The sequence below is a fragment of the Acinetobacter sp. SwsAc6 genome (assembly GCF_013391565.1).
Lineage (GTDB): Bacteria > Pseudomonadota > Gammaproteobacteria > Pseudomonadales > Moraxellaceae > Acinetobacter > Acinetobacter cumulans.
Genome location: NZ_JACAXE010000005.1, coordinates 99,094 through 116,794, shown reverse-complemented (window position 1 = coordinate 116,794; position 17,701 = coordinate 99,094). Strand labels below are relative to the sequence as shown.

Below are 17,701 nucleotides of genomic sequence, written 5' to 3'. Positions count from 1 at the left end.
CAAAGCAAATTAGTACATAAAACTATCTGAAAAATAAGCTACATTGTTGGGTCGAATCAAAGCATTTTCATCCGTATTTAGCACATAGAAATCGCACTACTTTTGTCTAAATTTGGCAAATAAAAACATCATGATTATTTAGATGGTTAAAATATTTTATTTAATTTTTCTAATAAAATTTGCTCAATTTTTAGTTTTTTATTTCCATTCAAAATAAGCGCTTTCTCTAATCTACTCTTTCAAGAGGTTATTTTTATAAAAAAATGACATTATAGATGGCATTTATTTTATACATACTGATATTAAATTCTTATCAATCCATATTTCATATTTATAAAAAATGAGCCACTTAGGCGTGGCTCATTTGAGTGTTAACCGATTCGACGCTTCAAACCTGTCATCTGTAATACACGTGTTGAGATTTCTTCAATCGACATTTCCGACACATTTAAATACTTAATGCCTTCTGAAATATAAATACCCTCAATTGCACGCAACTCCATTTGACACTGGTTATAACTTGCATAACGGCTATTTGCTTTACGTTCCGAACGAATCGCTACAAGACGTTCTGCATCAATCATCAAGCCAAATAGCTTATTTTTATGGGGACGAAGCACTGCAGGCAGACGATTATCATCCAAATCCTCTTCAGTTAAAGGATAGTTCGCAACACGAATTCCAAACTGCAAAGATAGGTAAATTGACGTCGGTGTTTTACCCGAACGTGATACCCCAATCAAAATCAAATCAGCTTTATCATAATGGCGTGTACGTGCACCATCATCATTATCTAGAGCAAAATGTACCGCATCAATACGGGCCTTATATGACTCAGAATCAGTCACTGCATGAGTTTGTCCGACTAAAGTCGTAGGCGATGTGCCTAATTCATCAGACAACTTACTAATAAGCCCTTCAAATACATCAAGATTTATTGCATCAGCTGTATTAATAATATCACGTACATAAGGGTCAACTAAGGTATCAAACACCAAAGGCTTTTGACCGTCTTGTTGTGAGCGTTGATTGATCTCAGCTACGACGTTTGTAGCAGCCTCTTCAGAGGTAATATAAGGGATGATATGAATGTCAAAATCTACATGCGGAAACTGCGCCAGCAAAGAGTGTCCGAGGGTTTCAGCGGTAATGGCCGTACCATCAGAAATAAAAAAAACACTGCGCTGAATTTGTTTACCTTCTGACATTAAAATTCTCCTCAAATATTTGTCTAAGTGCTATATAATCTTTATAGTAAACCATCTTACATGACTGTCACTTAGTAAATCCAAAATGCTAAGTAATTTGTTATAATTTCATGCCAAGATAGTGATTAATACTGCAAAAGTGGAGTAACAACTTTGGAAGCGCGCGTAATTGGTCTAGAAAAATTAGGGAAACATGACGTTGAACTAGTAGGTGGGAAAAACTCATCTCTCGGTGAAATGATCAGCCATCTATCAAATGCTGGTGTATCTGTCCCGGGTGGTTTTGCGACAACAGCACAAGCTTATCGTGAATTCCTTGAGCAAAGTGGCCTAAACGCTAAAATTAACGCAGAGCTCGCAGCACTCAATGTTGATGACGTGATTGCTCTCGCTGAAACAGGCGCTAAAATTCGCCAATGGATTGTTGACACTCCGCTTACAGCAGAGCTTGAAAAAGAAATCCGCACAGCATTCGAAGCACTTTCAAACGGCAACCCTGACATCGCGGTTGCCGTTCGTTCATCTGCAACTGCAGAAGACTTACCAGATGCTTCATTTGCTGGCCAACAAGAAACTTTCTTAAACATTCGCGGTATCGATAACATTCTGATCGCGATTAAAGAAGTTTTTGCTTCACTTTATAACGACCGCGCAATTTCTTACCGCGTACACCAAAACTTTGCACACGATGTTGTTGCATTGTCTGCTGGTATCCAGCGTATGGTTCGCTCTGAAACTGGTGCTGCTGGTGTAATGTTTACACTAGATACAGAGTCAGGCTTCCGTGATGCAGTATTTATTACAGCATCTTATGGCTTGGGTGAAATGGTTGTACAAGGCGCAGTTAACCCTGACGAATTCTACGTATCAAAACCGCTTCTAAATGCAGGTAAACACGCGATTCTTCGTCGTAACCTTGGCTCTAAACACCAAAAAATGATTTACGGTGAAGAAGGCGCTGCAGGTAAATCTGTTGTTGTTGTTGATGTAGACAAAGCTGAACGTCAACAATTCGCATTGAACGATCACGAATTACAAGAACTTGCTAAACAAGCCTTGATCATTGAAAACCACTATGGTTCTCCAATGGACATCGAATGGGCTAAAGATGGCGATGACGGTTTAATTTATATCGTTCAAGCACGTCCAGAAACTGTAAAAAGCCGTGAAAATGTCGGTACTATGGAACGTTACCTTTTAAAACAAAAAGGTACTGTGATTTGTGAAGGTCGTTCAATTGGTCAACGTATCGGTTCTGGTAAAGTACGTATCGTTTCTTCAATTAAAGAAATGGACAAAGTACAAGACGGTGACGTTCTTGTCTCTGACATGACTGACCCGGATTGGGAACCAGTAATGAAACGTGCAGCTGCGATTGTCACCAACCGTGGTGGTCGTACTTGTCACGCGGCAATCATTGCACGTGAATTAGGTGTACCTGCAATTGTAGGTTGTGGTAATGCAACTGAAGTACTTGTAGACGGTCAAGAAGTGACTGTTTCATGTGCTGAAGGTGACACTGGCTTCATCTACGAAGGTTCTTTAGATTTTGAAGTTCAGCGTAACTCTATCGAATCTATGCCTGCTCTTCCGTTCAAAGTAATGATGAACGTAGGTAACCCAGACCGCGCATTTGACTTCGCTCAAATTCCAAACGAAGGTATTGGTCTTGCACGTTTAGAGTTCATCATCAACCGTATGATTGGTGTTCACCCTAAAGCATTGCTTAATATTGACAGCCTTCCACGTGAAACACGTGCTGCAGTTATGGCGCGTACTGCTGGTTATGCATCTCCAATCGAATTCTATGTTGAAAAACTCGTTGAAGGTATTTCTACACTTGCAGCTGCTTTCGCTGACAAACCAGTGATCGTGCGTATGTCTGACTTTAAGTCAAACGAATATGCAAACTTGATCGGTGGTAAGTTGTACGAACCAGAAGAAGAAAACCCAATGTTGGGCTTCCGTGGTGCAAGCCGTTATGTATCTGACAACTTCCGTGACTGCTTCGAATTAGAATGCCGTGCATTGAAGAAAGTTCGTGACGAAATGGGCTTAACAAACATTCAAATCATGATTCCATTCGTTCGTACTGTAAACGAAGCGAAACGTGTAATTGAATTACTTGCTCTAAATGGTCTTAAGCGCGGTGAAAACGGCCTTAAAGTGATCATGATGTGCGAATTACCAACCAACGCATTGTTAGCTGACCAATTCCTTGAACACTTCGATGGTTTCTCTATCGGTTCAAACGACTTAACTCAGCTTACACTTGGTTTAGACCGTGACTCAGGTATTGTTTCTCACCTATTTGACGAACGTGATGCAGCTGTAAAAGTTTTACTTTCTATGGCAATCCAAGCATGTCGTAAAGCTGGCAAATACGTAGGTATTTGTGGTCAAGGTCCTTCGGATCACCCAGACCTTGCTTTATGGTTAATGGAACAAGGTATTGAATCTGTTTCATTGAACCCAGACTCAGTATTAGACACTTGGTTCTTCTTATCAGAAGAAAAAGCTCAACAAGCTTAAAAATCTGTGTTAAAAAAAGACCCACATTTGGGTCTTTTTTTTCACCTATACTTTTTATATACGTTTTTGAGATTGTATTTTTATGCAGATTTACTTGGCACGAAATAATCAACAAGCTGGACCATACACTTTAGAGCAACTTAATCAAATGCTCTCAAGCCAACAAGTTTTACTGACAGATTTGGCTTGGCACCAAGGTATGACTGAATGGAAGGCTTTAGGTGAACTCACTCAAGGACAACTTACATACCAACCTGCAGGTTACACCCCCCCAACACCTGCACCTACGGCATTCCAACAACCTGTTGCCACGGCACAAAAAAGCACAAATGTTGCATCGCAAACACTTGCCTCTATTCCAAGTCGCGCATTAGCAAAAATTATTGACTTATTGCTTTGGCTACCTGCAACCTACATTTTGACATCTTTCTTTAGCGCTCAAGAAACTGAAGCATTCAACAAACTGAATGAGCAATTTATTACCGCTGTTATGGATGCAAGTACAAATCCAACGGTCATTCAAAATTTGCAAAATCAAATTTTTGATATGTTTTCACAACAAGCATGGATGGCAATGACAGCATATCTTGTCATCATGCTTATGGTTCAGGCTTACTTTATTACCAAGTCAGGGCAAAGCATTGGTAAAAAAATCACCAAAATTCAAATCGTAGATGCCGAATCAGGTGAACAAGTTTCAACCTTACGTGCATTTACCCTGCGCAGCATCGTATTTATTTTAATCAACTTTATGTTCTTAATGGTGGCTATTGTTGATTATTTATTCGCTTTTGGCGCGAAACGTCAAACTTTACATGATAAATTAGCGAAAACTAAGGTGATTAAGCAGCAAAAATAACATAAATTAAGGGATGAGTTTTCATCCCTTTTTTATTCATTCCTTTGAAATTAAAATAAAATTATTAACAGCATTTATGAATTCCGACTGACAAAATAGGTTTTTAATACAGTCATTTAAACCCGCTTTATGTATAGCTTAGTTTCCAGATATGAGGCATAATGCCCAACAACGTAGCGGTGTCTCATGATTGGGAAGGATTTTCTATGTCTAATAAGAATATTCTCAATCATGCGACACTATAATCGCTATCCCATAATTTAATTAGGGAATGGGACTCTTCACCGAGGTTGTAAAATGAGACAAACAATTTTAGCTGTATTGTCTTTATCTGCGATCGCCGCACTGTTAACAGGTTGCGGTGGTGATATGGTACTTCTAAACTCGAAAGGTCCAGTTGCTCAAGGTCAATCTGACTTGATGATGACTGCGATCTATTTAATGCTTTTAGTGGTGATTCCATCAGCACTTATGGCGTTATGGTTTGGTTGGAAATATCGCGCGTCAAATAAAGATGCAGACTATAAACCAACATGGGCACATTCAACTGCAATTGAAGTTGTAGTATGGGGTGTTCCTATCATTATTATTGGTATTCTTGCGTACTTAACATGGTGGGGTTCCCACAAATATGACCCGTACCGTCCGCTAGAATCAGATAAAGCTCCTTTAACTGTTCAAGTTATCGCTGAACAATTTAAATGGATCTTCATCTATCCAGAGCAAAACATTGCGACTGTTAACGAACTACGCTTCCCAGAGAAAACTCCAGTAAGCCTTCGTTTGACTTCTAACTTCACAATGAACTCATTCTTCATTCCTGCATTGTCTGGTCAGATCTATGCAATGGCAGGTATGCAAACTCACCTGAACTTATTGGCAGACGAAACTAGCCCAGCTGAAGGCTTCCGCGGTTTCTCTTCTAACTACTCAGGTTACGGCTTCTCACAAATGCGCTTCCGTGCTCATTCTGTGACAGATGCTCAGTTTGCTGAATGGGTTGCGGCTGTGAAAGCAGGCAATGGTACTTCAGTAAATCCTGAAGCAGTTCAAAAAACTGTTTTAGACCAAGCTGAATTTGCAACCTTACGTGACGGCAACCGTTCTAAGCATCAAATTGAAATGATGGTTGCACACGCTGAAACTGAAAAGCAAAAAGAAGCAGCAGCTCTAGCTGAAGCAGAAGGTCCTTATCCTACTAAGCCACACCCTGTGACTTATTACTCTTCAGTAGAACCTAAATTGTTCGAATCTGTAATTAACAAATACATGAGCAACTACCACGGTGCTGATCACTCAGCTGCTGGTCATGAAGCAGTAGCTTCTGAAGCTCATGCAAATGCAGATCATGCGACTGCTTCTGTAGGGGAATAAGACATGAGCTTATTAGGTAAGTTAGGCCCGGATTCAATCCCACACGATCCAATCGTGTTGGTGACTGTGGCTATGATGATCCTAGGCGGTATCGCAGTTGTTGCGGGTATCACCTACTTCAAAAAATGGAACTACTTGTGGACTGAATGGTTCACATCTGTAGACCATAAAAAAATTGGTATCATGTATATCTTCGTATCGATTATCATGCTTGTGCGTGGTTTTGCCGATGCGATCATGATGCGTCTTCAGTTGTTCCTTGCAAAAGGTGGCGGCGAAGGTTACTTACACCCAGAACACTATGACCAGATCTTCACTGCCCACGGCGTGATCATGATCTTCTTCGTAGCGATGGGTCTTGTTGTTGGCTTAATGAACGTTTCTGTACCACTTCAAATTGGTGCACGTGACGTAGCCTTCCCATTATTAAACTCTTTAAGCTTCTGGTTATTCGCAGGCGCTGCTGGTTTAATGATGGCATCTCTTGCGATTGGTGAATTCGCTGCAACTGGTTGGATGGCTTACCCTCCACTATCAGGCATTGAATACTCTCCAGGCGTGGGTGTGGACTACTACATCTGGGCACTTCAGATTTCAGGTCTTGGTACTCTTTTAACTGGTGTTAACTTCTTTGTTACCATCATTAAAATGCGTGCTCCTGGCATGAAACTTATGGACATGCCGATTTTCACTTGGACTGCGCTTTGTACTGCGGTACTAATTATCGCTGCATTCCCTGTGTTAACAGCTACAATTGCAATGCTTTCCCTTGACCGTTACTTCGGTTTCCATTTCTTCACCAATGACATGGGCGGTAGTCCAATGTTGTACGTGAACTTGATTTGGACTTGGGGTCACCCAGAAGTTTATATTCTTGTATTACCTGCTTTTGGTATTTACTCAGAAGTAACTTCAACGTTCTCTCGCAAAACACTATTTGGCTACAAGTCAATGGTTTATGCGACTATTGCCATTACCGTTCTTTCATTCGTTGTGTGGGTTCACCACTTCTTTACAATGGGTGCAGGTGCGAACGTAAACGCGTTCTTCGGTATCATGACAATGATCATTGCGATCCCTACTGGTGTGAAAATCTTCTCTTGGTTATTCACCATGTACAAGGGCCGCATCACGTTTACAACTCCAATGTACTGGACACTTGGCTTCCTTGTGACTTTCGGTATCGGCGGTTTAACTGGCGTATTAATGGCAGTTCCACCAGCTGACTTCCTTGTACATAACTCATTGTTCTTGATTGCTCACTTCCATAACGTAATTATTGGTGGTGTAGTATTCGCAATGTTCGCCGGCATCATTTTCTACTGGCCAAAAATGTTTGGTTGGAAATTAAATGAAGCTTGGGGTAAAGCTGCATTCTGGTTCTGGTTCTTCGGTTTCTACTTTGCATTCATGCCACTTTATATCCTTGGTTTCATGGGTATGACTCGTCGTTTGAATACATATGACAACCCTGAATGGGATCCGTACTTAGCGATTGCTTTCTTCGGTTCTGTACTTGTTGCAATCGGTATCTTCTGTTTTGTTATGCAAATTGTTGTTGGTTTCCTTCAACGCAAAGACAATATGGACGTTACTGGTGACCCATGGGATGGCCGTGTTCTTGAATGGGCAACTTCATCTCCTGCTCCGTTCTATAACTTTGCTCACCTTCCAAAGATCAATGGTATTGATACTTTCTGGACTGACAAAGAAAACGGCATCGCGTACGCTAAACCTACTAAATATGAAGACATCCACATGCCGACTAACCGTGCGGCAGGTTTCGTAATTGCAATGTTTATTACAGTTATGGGCTTTGGTTTGATCTGGCACATTTGGTGGTTAGTTGTTGTTACGTTCATTGCTTCAATCATCAGCTTCATTGTTTCTTCATTCACGAAGAAAGTGGACTACTATGTTCCTGCAGCTGAAGTTGAGCGTATTGAAAACGAACGTTACGCAATTCTTGAAAAACACTTGAAGAAGGACTAAGACAATGGCTGAAGTACTTCATCACGATAACCACGGACACGATGAACATCATCACCACGATGATACAGACATCACAGTCTTTGGTTTCTGGTCTTACTTGATGAGTGACTTGATCCTATTCGGTACACTCTTCATTGCGTTTGCTGTTTTAAGCAGTCACGTTCCTGTGGACACTCCAAGTGCAAAAGAATTGTTTGGCGATACTTTAGGTTTCGTTCTAACAGAAACTTTTGCTCTCTTAATCTCTTCTGTAACGTTTGGTTTTGCTGTACTTGCTGCATACAAAAAAGACGTTTCAAAAGTTTTAACTTGGTTAGCAATTACTTGGGTATTTGGTGCTGCCTTCATCGGCATGGAGCTTTATGAGTTCAATCACCTTGTACACGCTGGTCATGGTCCAAGCACAAGTGCGTTCTTATCTGCGTTCTTTACTCTAGTTGGTACGCACGGTATTCACGTAACTTCTGGTTTGGTATGGATGCTTGTGTTGATGTTCCAAATCAAGAAATATGGTTTGACACTTCCAAACACTCGTCGTCTTGCTTGCCTAAGCTTGTTCTGGCACTTCCTTGACATCGTTTGGATCTGTGTATTCAGCGTAGTTTACTTAATGGGAGTTCTATAATGAGTCACGACCATAACTCAGCTGGTGCTGCACACGGCAATACTAAGCAATATACAATTGGCTTCATCCTGTCTGTTGCTTTAACAATCATTCCTTTTGGTATGGTTATGATGGGCGGTTTTAGCCGTGGTTTAGTTGTTGCGACAATTGCAATCACTGCAGTTGCTCAGATTCTTGTACAGTTAGTTTACTTCCTGCACATGAACTCTTCTTCAGAGCAACGCTGGAATGTTATTGCGTTCATCTATACAATTCTTACAGTTGCAATCTTATTGGTTGGTTCTGTATGGATCATGAACTACTTACACTACAACATGATGATCTAAACTGTTCGTCATGCTGAAAAAGTATTTATTCCTGACTAAGCCAGGAATTCTCTTTGGTAACTTCGTTACCACTCTGGGCGGCTTCTTTTTAGCCGCTCAGGGGTCTGTAGATTTCCTCCTCCTTCTTATCACCCTACTTGGTACAACCTTAGTTGTAGCCTCTGGCTGTGTCGTCAATAACGTCATTGATCAAGATATTGATCAAAAGATGGAACGGACGATGAACCGAGCACTCGTTAAAAAAACCATTAGCCCAACTGTTGCATTGACTTTCTCTGCGGTACTTGGAATTTTAGGCTTTGCCCTACTTTGGTTTTTTGTGAATGCTTATGCTTTTGGCTTTGCTGTACTTGGTTTTGTGGTTTATGTAGTTTTTTATAGTCTTTGGAGCAAACGTACTTCAATTCACCAAACGGTGATTGGCAGTATTTCTGGCGCAAGCCCTCCAGTCATTGGCTACACCGCTGTTTCAAATGAATTTGATGTTGCAGCATTGCTAATCTTTTTAGCGTATGCACTATGGCAAATGCCACATTCATGGGGAATTGCAGTTTATCGTTTTGATGACTATAAAAATGCAGGCATTCCTATTTTACCTGTCGCTCGCTCAATTTACCGTACCAAGGTCGAAAGCCTGATTTACGTGATTTTGTTTGCTCTGGTACTCAATGGTTTGTATTGTTTTGGCTATACCAACTTATTTTTCTTAGTGACCTTCAATGCAATGTGCGCATACTGGGTTTATCTTTCAATCATAGGTTTTAAAGCCGAAAACGATCAGGTTTGGGCGAAACGCTATTTCTTATATTCAGTGATTTTAATTACCGTTTTAAGTTTCAGCTTCAGTTTCAGCTATATCTCACCTGCACCGCATTTACCGCTGTTTTAAAAAAGATAGAGTTTTACTCTATCTTTTTTCTTTATACCCCTAAAAAAATTCTTGAGTCTTATTTTCTAATTGATACCATAGCGAGCACAATAATAACCTACCGCTCAATAATGAAATTAATCCCTACAGCTTTTAAAACTTCACTTTTTATTTCTACATTTCCTTTTGCTCTAATGTACAGCACACATGCTTTTTCTGGTGTAGACATCTATTGCGAGACTTCAGCTCAGATTCAAAATAATGAATATACCGCGTGCAATGCCCTCCCTGCACTAACACCAGCCAATGACAACCAAGTCAACATGCTCTTGTTACTTAGCGACTTAGGCTTAGCCAAATTAAAATTTGCTACCGATACTGAAACCTTATGGTACACATCATCAAGCACTGTTCCATTTGAAACCAAAGCACTCACAGCATCCGCCGTCAATTTGGCCAAAAATGCGCGACAACCCAACAAAGCACTAGATGGTTCAAATTCAGAATACTGCAACACCATTCTGAACAGCCATCAAGATTTTATTCAGCAGGTTAAAGCAGATAAAAAACTGTCCAGTACAGAGCGTGATTTTCTGATCAAAGCGCGTAGCCAGCTCAAAACTTGCGACGACCACATCAGTTTGATTACCGTAGATCCTCATTGGTCCGTGACTGCACGCCAATTTGCTTCTTATCTAAATGGCAGTATAGCCTTCTACAATACTAACTTTTCCACAGCTTCTAAGATTTATTCAGCTTTAACTTCCGCAGATCAACCATGGATTAAAGAAACTGCGCAATACATGCTAATTCGTAGCAATCTCAACGCAACCTATCAAACCGGCTTAGGGGAATATGGCGATTTGGATCAGTCCAAAATTAATCAGCAATTACTCAAAAATACTTATGACAGCATTAGCCAGTATTTAAAACTGTATCCATCGGGCAGATATGCAGCCAGCGCGCGTGGTCTACTGCGTCGCTGTTACTGGATTGGTGGGCAACAGCAGTTATTGATAAATGAAATCACTTGGCAAATTAACAATCCCAAATCGCCATTTTATAATCTAGAAATGAGTAATTTGGCCTATGAAATTGACCGTCACGTTTTCCAATCCCCATTGTTCAAAGCGCAGTATTTAAAAGATCCTTTCTTGTTAGCCATATATGATTTAATGCGAATGCGCAAACCTGAGTCGGCGGAAGACCGCGTAATAAATTGGAATGAATTAAACAGCCAAAAAACTGTATTTAAAACACAACCAGAACTATTCCAATATTTACAAGCTACGCATTTATTTTATGTGCAAAACAAACCCAATGAAGCCTTGAATTATTTGTCTAACCCTCAGGTTGGCAATTCAAACAGTTACCTAGCTCTGAGTCAAATATTGCTCAAAGGTAGGGTTATGGAAAAAGCCGGACAATCTGCAAATACGCAGCAATACTGGGAAAACTTACTAACCAAAGCAAAAACACCAGAGCAACGCGGACTGTTTGAGCTTATGCTGTATCCATATTATGCCAAGCAACAAAATGCCAGCTTTTTTGCCAGCGAAAACTCAAAAATTAAAGCGCGTTTTCTACAACGTAACTTCATTACCGAACAAGCCAACGAAAACAGCTTAATACATATTGTGCAGGACAAATCTGCCAGCGAAGATCAAAAAAATCTAGCGCTAAATACGGTGCTAGAAAAATCCTTGATTCATCAAAACTACAGCTTGTTTAATCAAGCCTACACACTACTGCCAAAAAATGCTGCGCAATATGTTTTTAGTGACACCGACTACATATCTTATAAAAAACAGCCTCCACTGGGTAATTTTGTCTGGAAAGGTTCAACCATAAACTCCAAGCTCAGCTGCCCAGATCTTTATAGTCTTACGCAAAAACTGCAAGTTGCACCAAAAGATTTGAGCTTAAAGCTCTGTCTAGGTGAATATATTCGTTCAGATAAAGCTTACCGTTTAAGCAGTATCACAGAAGATGAAAAACAGCGCAGTACCTTGCAAGGGCCAATCTTCGCACGCGGTCAAGTCTATAAGGATATAATCAAATCAACGTCCAATGCCGATTTAAAAGCCTACGCACTGTACCGTGCAATCATGTGTTACTCACCAGGTGGGCTTAATGACTGTCAGGATGCTGACGTGGCTAAATCCGTACGCAAACAATGGTTTGACCAAATTAAGCGTGATTATCCAGAGACCAGCTGGGCTAAATCGCTGAAATACTATTGGTAATTAAAAATGAAAACTTGGCTAACAGCAGTTTGCATTATTTTATGCTACATATTTACGCTGACGGCATGTAAGCCAAGTCAATCTGCTCAGGCAAGTGATTATATCAATGCCAACAGCTACGATTCATTCTGGATTTGGGGCAATATCAAATCTGCCCCCTACCTCAGTCAAGCCAAAGAACTCTATATACTGCAGGGCAATATTTATCTCGAGCAACATACCCAGCAGTCAGTACTTAGCGTACAAGGTATTGCTCCAATGAGCATGCCACATCAAAAAATATGGCTGGTCTACCGCAATCACCATTTAAATTGGAACAACAATGAACTCAATAGCATATTAAAGCGTGTAAAACGCTGGGAAAATATGGGAAGCAATATTGAAGGCATTCAAATTGATTTTGATGCTAAAACCAAGAATCTACACGATTATGCTTTATTTCTGACACTGCTTAGATCTCAGTTGCCTCAAAAATACAAGTTAAGTATTACTGGACTGATGGACTGGAGTAATCTTCAAAACACAAAAACGCTCCAGTTACTCCAAAGCACTATTGATGAAATTGCAATTCAAACTTATCAAGGCTCCACAACTATTCCGCATTATCGCGCATATTTAAGTAAAATTGCAGCGCTAAACTTGCCCTTTAAAATTGGCTTGGTACAGCATGGCCAATGGGATAAAAGCATTGATTTTAAAAAAAATCCTAATTTCAAAGGCTATATTGTTTTTTTGTTGCGTGAAGCGCCTCACTAAAAATATCCAGTCAGATCTGCTCATACATGCATGTCGCTTTTCAACACATCTGTACAAACAACAACCCCACTTATGCTAAAACCATAAAAAATACAGGCTTTTTAGCTAAACACCTTGTATTCCAATAGCAAACCCTCTAAAATCTGTGCCTCGCACACACTGCGACATAACTATTTTATAGTAGTTATGCCTCCTTGCTTCTAACAATTACGTTAGGGGCTGTCTAAACCGTAAGGAGCTGACAATGCGTCATTACGAAATCGTACTTTTAGTACACCCAGATCAAAGCGATCAAGTTGTGGGTATGGTTGAACGCTATATCTCACAAATCAAAGAAGCTGAAGGTCAAATCCACCGTCTTGAAGACTGGGGCCGTCGTCAATTGGCTTACCCAATCAACAAGATCCACAAAGCTCACTACATTCTTATGAATGTTGAGTGTGGTCAAACTACTCTTGACGAGCTAGAAGAATTGTTCCGTTACAACGATGCAATTATTCGCAGCCTGATCATCCGTCGTGAAAACGCTATCACTGAAGAGTCACTATTGGCTAAGAGTGCTGAAGAAAAACGTGCGCGTAAAGCTCAACGTGAAGAAGCACAACAAGCTCAAGACTCTGCTGAAGCATAAGGAGAACATTAAATGGCACGTTTTTACCGTCGTCGCAAGTTCTGCCGCTTTACAGCTGAGAACGTTACGTACATCGACTACAAAGATATCGACACTTTAAAACAGTACATCACTGAAAACGGCAAGATTGTTCCTAGCCGTATTACAGGTACTAAAGCTCGTTACCAACGTCAATTAGCGTTAGCTATTAAACAAGCGCGTTACTTGTCTTTGATCCCTTACACTGACAATCATAAGTGAGGTTGAGCTGTGGATATTATCTTACTACAACGCATTAAAAACCTAGGTAAACTAGGTGACAAAGTTTCAGTTAAAGCTGGTTACGGCCGTAACTTCCTTATCCCACAAGGTAAGGCTGTTGCTGCAACAGAAGCTAACACTGCTGCTTTTGAAGCTCGTCGTGCAGAACTTGAGAAAGAAGAAGCTGAAATTTTAGCTGCTGCTCAAGCTCGTGCTGACCAATTGAACGAAGTTAACATCGTTATCACTGCTAAAGCTGGTGACGAAGGTAAACTATTCGGTTCAATCGGTACTCGTGACATCGCTGACGCGTTAACTAACGCTGGTCTAGTGGTAGATCGTTCAGAAGTACGTTTGCCAAATGGCGCGCTTCGCCACACTGGTGAATTCAACATCGCAATCCAATTGCACCATGATGTTGTTGCAGAAGTTCTTGTTACTATCGTAGCAGAGTAATTTCGCACCAAAAAAAGAGCATGCATTTGCATGCTCTTTTTTTATCTGTACATTTTGTCATAGTCTTAACAAAACTATTCACACAAATATTCATATACAGATACACCTCAATATAAGATGAATCCTCAGTATAGATGATCGTATTTCTATGGTAGAAAGCGTATGATCTACTGCTATATACCCTATTTATCTGCTATAAATATTTAAGCCCAAGTATTGACTGTTAAACGGAATATCTATGTCTCAGGCCAATGCCGATACGAAACAAAAATCAGCTCCTACACCTACATCAGAGTCAGGACAACTTAAAGAATTTCGTACGCCTCCACATAATCTTGCCATTGAACAAGCTGTGCTTGCAGCCCTCATGACTGTGGCTGAATCATTTGAACAAGTGGGTGATACGCTCGTTGAAAATGACTTCTATGCAACACGTCATAAATATATTTTTCGCGCCATTGATCAGCTCTCCAAAGACAGCTCACCTTATGATGCCGTTTTAGTGCATGACTGGCTGACTAAGCAAAACCTATTGGATGCAGTGGGTGGCGAGGAATATTTAATGCAATTGATGGCTGACTCACCATCAAGTTTCTACAACTTAGAAACCTATGCATCTAAAATTAAAGAATTTTCAACTTTAAGAAATATGATTAAAGTCAGCTCTGAAATTTTACAAAATGCCTATGACACCAAAGGTCGTACAGTCAGTGAAATTTTAGATCTTGCAGAAACCAATATTTTCTCGATTGCAGAACAGCACAATAACAACGCGAAAGCTCAAGGCCCTAAAGCAATTAATACTGTCGTTGCAGACGTTTTTGACAAATTAAATGAATTGTCACAAATGGAAGGAAACATTACAGGCTTAACAACAGGATTCTTAGAGCTCGACAATAAAACCTCTGGTATGCAAGCCGGCGATCTAATTATTGTCGCGGCCCGCCCTTCTATGGGTAAAACCACTTTTGCCATGAATTTGGTTGAAAGTGTGCTCTTTAATAATGACTTGCCAGCTTTGGTTTATTCAATGGAGATGCCTGCCGACTCTATCGCAATGCGTTTAATTTCGTCTTACGGTAAGGTACATCAAGGGCATTTACGTTCGGGTAAATTAGATGGTGATGAATGGTCTAAAGTGACTGGTACCATCTTACAGTTACAAGAAAAGAAACTGTATATTGATGACTCATCTGCACTTCCTCCAACAGAGGTACGTGCACGTGCGCGTCGTATTGCCAAACAGCATGGTGGTAAGCTCGGCTGTATTATGGTCGATTACTTACAGCTGATGAAAGTTCCAGGCATGGGTGATAACCGTGTGGGTGAGATTTCGGAAATCTCTCGAAGCTTAAAAGCTTTGGCAAAAGAAATGATGTGCCCTGTAATTGCCCTTTCACAGCTCAACCGCTCACTGGAAAACCGCCCAAATAAACGACCTGTGATGTCAGATTTGCGTGAATCTGGTGCGATCGAGCAGGATGCCGACTTAATCATGTTTATTTATCGTGATGAGGTCTATAACAAAGAATCTAAGGAAGCTGGTACGGCGGAAATTATCATTGGTAAACAGCGTAATGGTCCAATTGGTACTGTTCGTCTTGCCTTTGAAGGTCAATATACGCGTTTTAGTAATTTATCGCCTGAGTTCTATGCACAATATGACGATGAAGAATAATCAATAGAAGCAGGCTTAGGCCTGCTTTTTTATATGTATATTTTTTAACTTTTTGTTCAAATAATTACTTTAAAAAAACCAATTTAAATACTTGATCTGCACAGTATTTCCAATCAAATTTACTCGCATCATTTTGCTTAAAATTCACTAAAATAGTGCATCAAGAACGTCTTTGGCCTGCGCTTTAAACCAAATTAGCGTAAACTTACAGGCCAAATATATTTTATGGCTTCACTCGCTTAGCATAATCAATCTATAGCGAGCAAACCAATCCTAAGGAGTTATTAGGGTGCGCCAAGCAACTGTCTATATTGATCAATCTGCACTTCAATATAATTTAAACCGCGTCAAACAACTTGCCCCAACTGCGAAAATTGTCAGCATGGTGAAAGCCAATGCTTACGGACACGGTGTAAAAGACTGCTTAGCAGCCTTAACAGAAACCGATGCCTTCGGTGTTGCCTGCCTAGAAGAAGCTTTAGAAATTCGTGAATTAGGTTATCTACAACCGATTACGTTGATTGAAGGTATTTTCAACGCGGATGAAATGACTGCCGTGTTAGCGCACAATATCGAAGTTGTTGTGCACCATCAACCACAGTTGGAATGGCTACTGGCAAACAAAGATGCATACATTGCAAAAAACCTAAAAGTTTGGGTCAAACTCAACAGCGGAATGAATCGCTTAGGCTTTAAAGTGCCTGAAATCATTGAGGTCATTAACTCACTCAAAGCGGAAGGTTTTACTTGCGTACTTGCTATGCATTTTGCCAATGCAGATGTAGACAATCATCCATTAAATGAGCAACAGCGTGACCAATTCCTGCACGTAAAACAAGCTTGTGCGCCTATTTTAGGCTCTTGCTGTAACTCAGCTGCTATTTTTAAATGGCCTGAATTAAACTTTGATTTTGTCCGCCCTGGCATCATGCTTTATGGTGCAACACCTTTTGCCGACAAAACAGTTCATGAGCTTGACCTTAAACCTGTCATGACGTTTACAGCAGATATCATCGCTTTAAATACTATTCAAGCCGGTGAATCAGTAGGCTATGGTTCAACTTTTGTGGCTGAACAAACCATGCAGTTAGCTATTGTCTCTATTGGTTATGGTGATGGTTATCCACGGGCCTTCCCAAAACAAAACTACGTCCATGTTAATGGTCAAGCAAGCCGTGTGATTGGCCGTGTTGCAATGGATATGATTGCGATTGATGTGACTGGCTTAAATGCACCAATTGGCACGACCGTAGAGCTTTGGGGCAAAGACCGTCTAGTAGATGATGTCGCAGAAGCCAATGGTACGATTGGCTATGAATTACTTTGCCGTATGAGTGCGCGCCCAATCCGTAAAACGGTTTAAAAAGATAGAAAATCTATTTCTAGATCATTTCCACAAAAAGCCCAAGTCAATCTTGGGCTTTTTGATTTAAGCAGCTTCATCAGGCTGTGCATCATACAAATGCACCAAAAAGGCTTCCACCTGATCAGCATTCAAAGCAAATGGCCTAAATTTTTCCTGCCCTTGTTGATTCAGATATTGGAGCGCATGACTGCTTCTACTCACATATTTCATCGACCAGTCTGCAAAATGTGCTTGATCAATGCTCTTAAATCCATAGATCATAATCTCACGATGCCGAGAATCTTTGCTTAGCTTTTCTACCAACAGTTCAAGCACCGGCTCACTACCTTCCAAACACTGAAAAAAGTGGCCATCTGCATAATACAGCACACCTGTCACTGCATGACGATGGTTAAAATCTCGTGCTTCACTCAGGATGTTTCTTAAATCTTCCAGCAATGTCACCGGAGAAGATGCTGAACAGCTGGCATAACAAAGTTGCTTCATGTTCGAACTGCCCTCAGCTTTTTTAGCCCCTAAAAAATAAAAACTGCATTGGAATCTT

At 40.5% G+C, this 17,701-nt stretch carries 16 protein-coding genes; 14 read left to right on the top strand and 2 right to left on the bottom strand.

Annotated elements, in window-relative coordinates; all coding sequences use genetic code 11:
• Positions 1–371 precede the first annotated feature (371 nt).
• Positions 372–1,208: a pyruvate, water dikinase regulatory protein gene (locus HYG93_RS05250; RefSeq protein WP_121531240.1), complete on the bottom strand. Its 837-nt coding sequence runs from the start codon at positions 1,206–1,208 to the stop codon at positions 372–374.
• Positions 1,209–1,361: 153 nt separating this feature from the next.
• On the opposite strand from HYG93_RS05250, the gene ppsA reads away from it, so the two are divergent.
• The 14 genes from ppsA (at position 1,362) to alr (ending at position 17,154) form a co-directional block, all read left to right on the top strand.
• A complete protein-coding gene (gene ppsA / locus HYG93_RS05245; RefSeq protein WP_121531242.1) occupies positions 1,362–3,740 on the top strand; it encodes a phosphoenolpyruvate synthase in 2,379 nt (792 codons plus the stop codon).
• 82 nt (positions 3,741–3,822) lie between these two features.
• Entirely contained in the window at positions 3,823–4,599 is a 777-nt protein-coding gene (locus tag HYG93_RS05240) for an RDD family protein (RefSeq protein ID WP_121531245.1), read from the top strand.
• Positions 4,600–4,896: 297 nt separating this feature from the next.
• Entirely contained in the window at positions 4,897–5,973 is a 1,077-nt protein-coding gene (cyoA, locus tag HYG93_RS05235; RefSeq protein ID WP_106984884.1) for a ubiquinol oxidase subunit II, read from the top strand.
• A 3-nt stretch (positions 5,974–5,976) separates the two neighbouring features.
• Positions 5,977–7,965, top strand: coding sequence for a cytochrome o ubiquinol oxidase subunit I (gene cyoB / locus HYG93_RS05230; RefSeq protein ID WP_106984885.1), 1,989 nt, complete (start codon positions 5,977–5,979; stop codon positions 7,963–7,965).
• Between the two features lie 4 nt (positions 7,966–7,969).
• Positions 7,970–8,590 carry a cytochrome o ubiquinol oxidase subunit III gene (cyoC, locus tag HYG93_RS05225; RefSeq protein WP_106984886.1) on the top strand — a complete coding sequence of 207 codons (621 nt, stop codon included), beginning with the start codon at positions 7,970–7,972 and terminating at the stop codon, positions 8,588–8,590.
• Positions 8,587–8,916, top strand: a complete 330-nt coding sequence (locus tag HYG93_RS05220; RefSeq protein WP_171356355.1) for a cytochrome o ubiquinol oxidase subunit IV — start codon at positions 8,587–8,589, stop codon at positions 8,914–8,916. The genes cyoC and HYG93_RS05220 overlap by 4 nt, the downstream gene beginning before the upstream one ends.
• Before the next feature lie 10 nt (positions 8,917–8,926).
• Positions 8,927–9,805 (top strand): heme o synthase, encoded by an 879-nt coding sequence (gene cyoE, locus HYG93_RS05215; protein WP_121531247.1) that lies wholly within the window; start codon positions 8,927–8,929, stop codon positions 9,803–9,805.
• A 110-nt stretch (positions 9,806–9,915) separates the two neighbouring features.
• Positions 9,916–12,030, top strand: coding sequence for a hypothetical protein (locus tag HYG93_RS05210; protein ID WP_171406609.1), 2,115 nt, complete (start codon positions 9,916–9,918; stop codon positions 12,028–12,030).
• 6 nt (positions 12,031–12,036) lie between these two features.
• Complete coding sequence (locus HYG93_RS05205; protein ID WP_121531249.1) at positions 12,037–12,786, top strand: DUF3142 domain-containing protein; 750 nt, start codon at positions 12,037–12,039, stop codon at positions 12,784–12,786.
• A 244-nt stretch (positions 12,787–13,030) separates the two neighbouring features.
• Positions 13,031–13,417 carry a 30S ribosomal protein S6 gene (gene rpsF, locus HYG93_RS05200; protein WP_120365457.1) on the top strand — a complete coding sequence of 129 codons (387 nt, stop codon included), beginning with the start codon at positions 13,031–13,033 and terminating at the stop codon, positions 13,415–13,417.
• Between the two features lie 12 nt (positions 13,418–13,429).
• A complete protein-coding gene (rpsR, locus tag HYG93_RS05195) occupies positions 13,430–13,657 on the top strand; it encodes a 30S ribosomal protein S18 (protein WP_004278792.1) in 228 nt (75 codons plus the stop codon).
• A gap of 9 nt (positions 13,658–13,666) precedes the next feature.
• Entirely contained in the window at positions 13,667–14,113 is a 447-nt protein-coding gene (gene rplI, locus HYG93_RS05190) for a 50S ribosomal protein L9 (RefSeq protein WP_106984892.1), read from the top strand.
• 238 nt (positions 14,114–14,351) lie between these two features.
• The gene (gene dnaB, locus HYG93_RS05185) at positions 14,352–15,791 is read left to right on the top strand and encodes a replicative DNA helicase (protein ID WP_106984893.1); all 1,440 of its coding nucleotides are present in this window, start codon (positions 14,352–14,354) and stop codon (positions 15,789–15,791) included.
• A gap of 289 nt (positions 15,792–16,080) precedes the next feature.
• A complete protein-coding gene (alr, locus tag HYG93_RS05180; RefSeq protein ID WP_121531251.1) occupies positions 16,081–17,154 on the top strand; it encodes an alanine racemase in 1,074 nt (357 codons plus the stop codon).
• A gap of 66 nt (positions 17,155–17,220) precedes the next feature.
• Here the strand turns inward: alr and HYG93_RS05175 are convergent, their stop codons facing one another.
• Positions 17,221–17,643 (bottom strand): BLUF domain-containing protein, encoded by a 423-nt coding sequence (locus HYG93_RS05175; RefSeq protein ID WP_121531253.1) that lies wholly within the window; start codon positions 17,641–17,643, stop codon positions 17,221–17,223.
• Positions 17,644–17,701 lie beyond the last annotated feature (58 nt).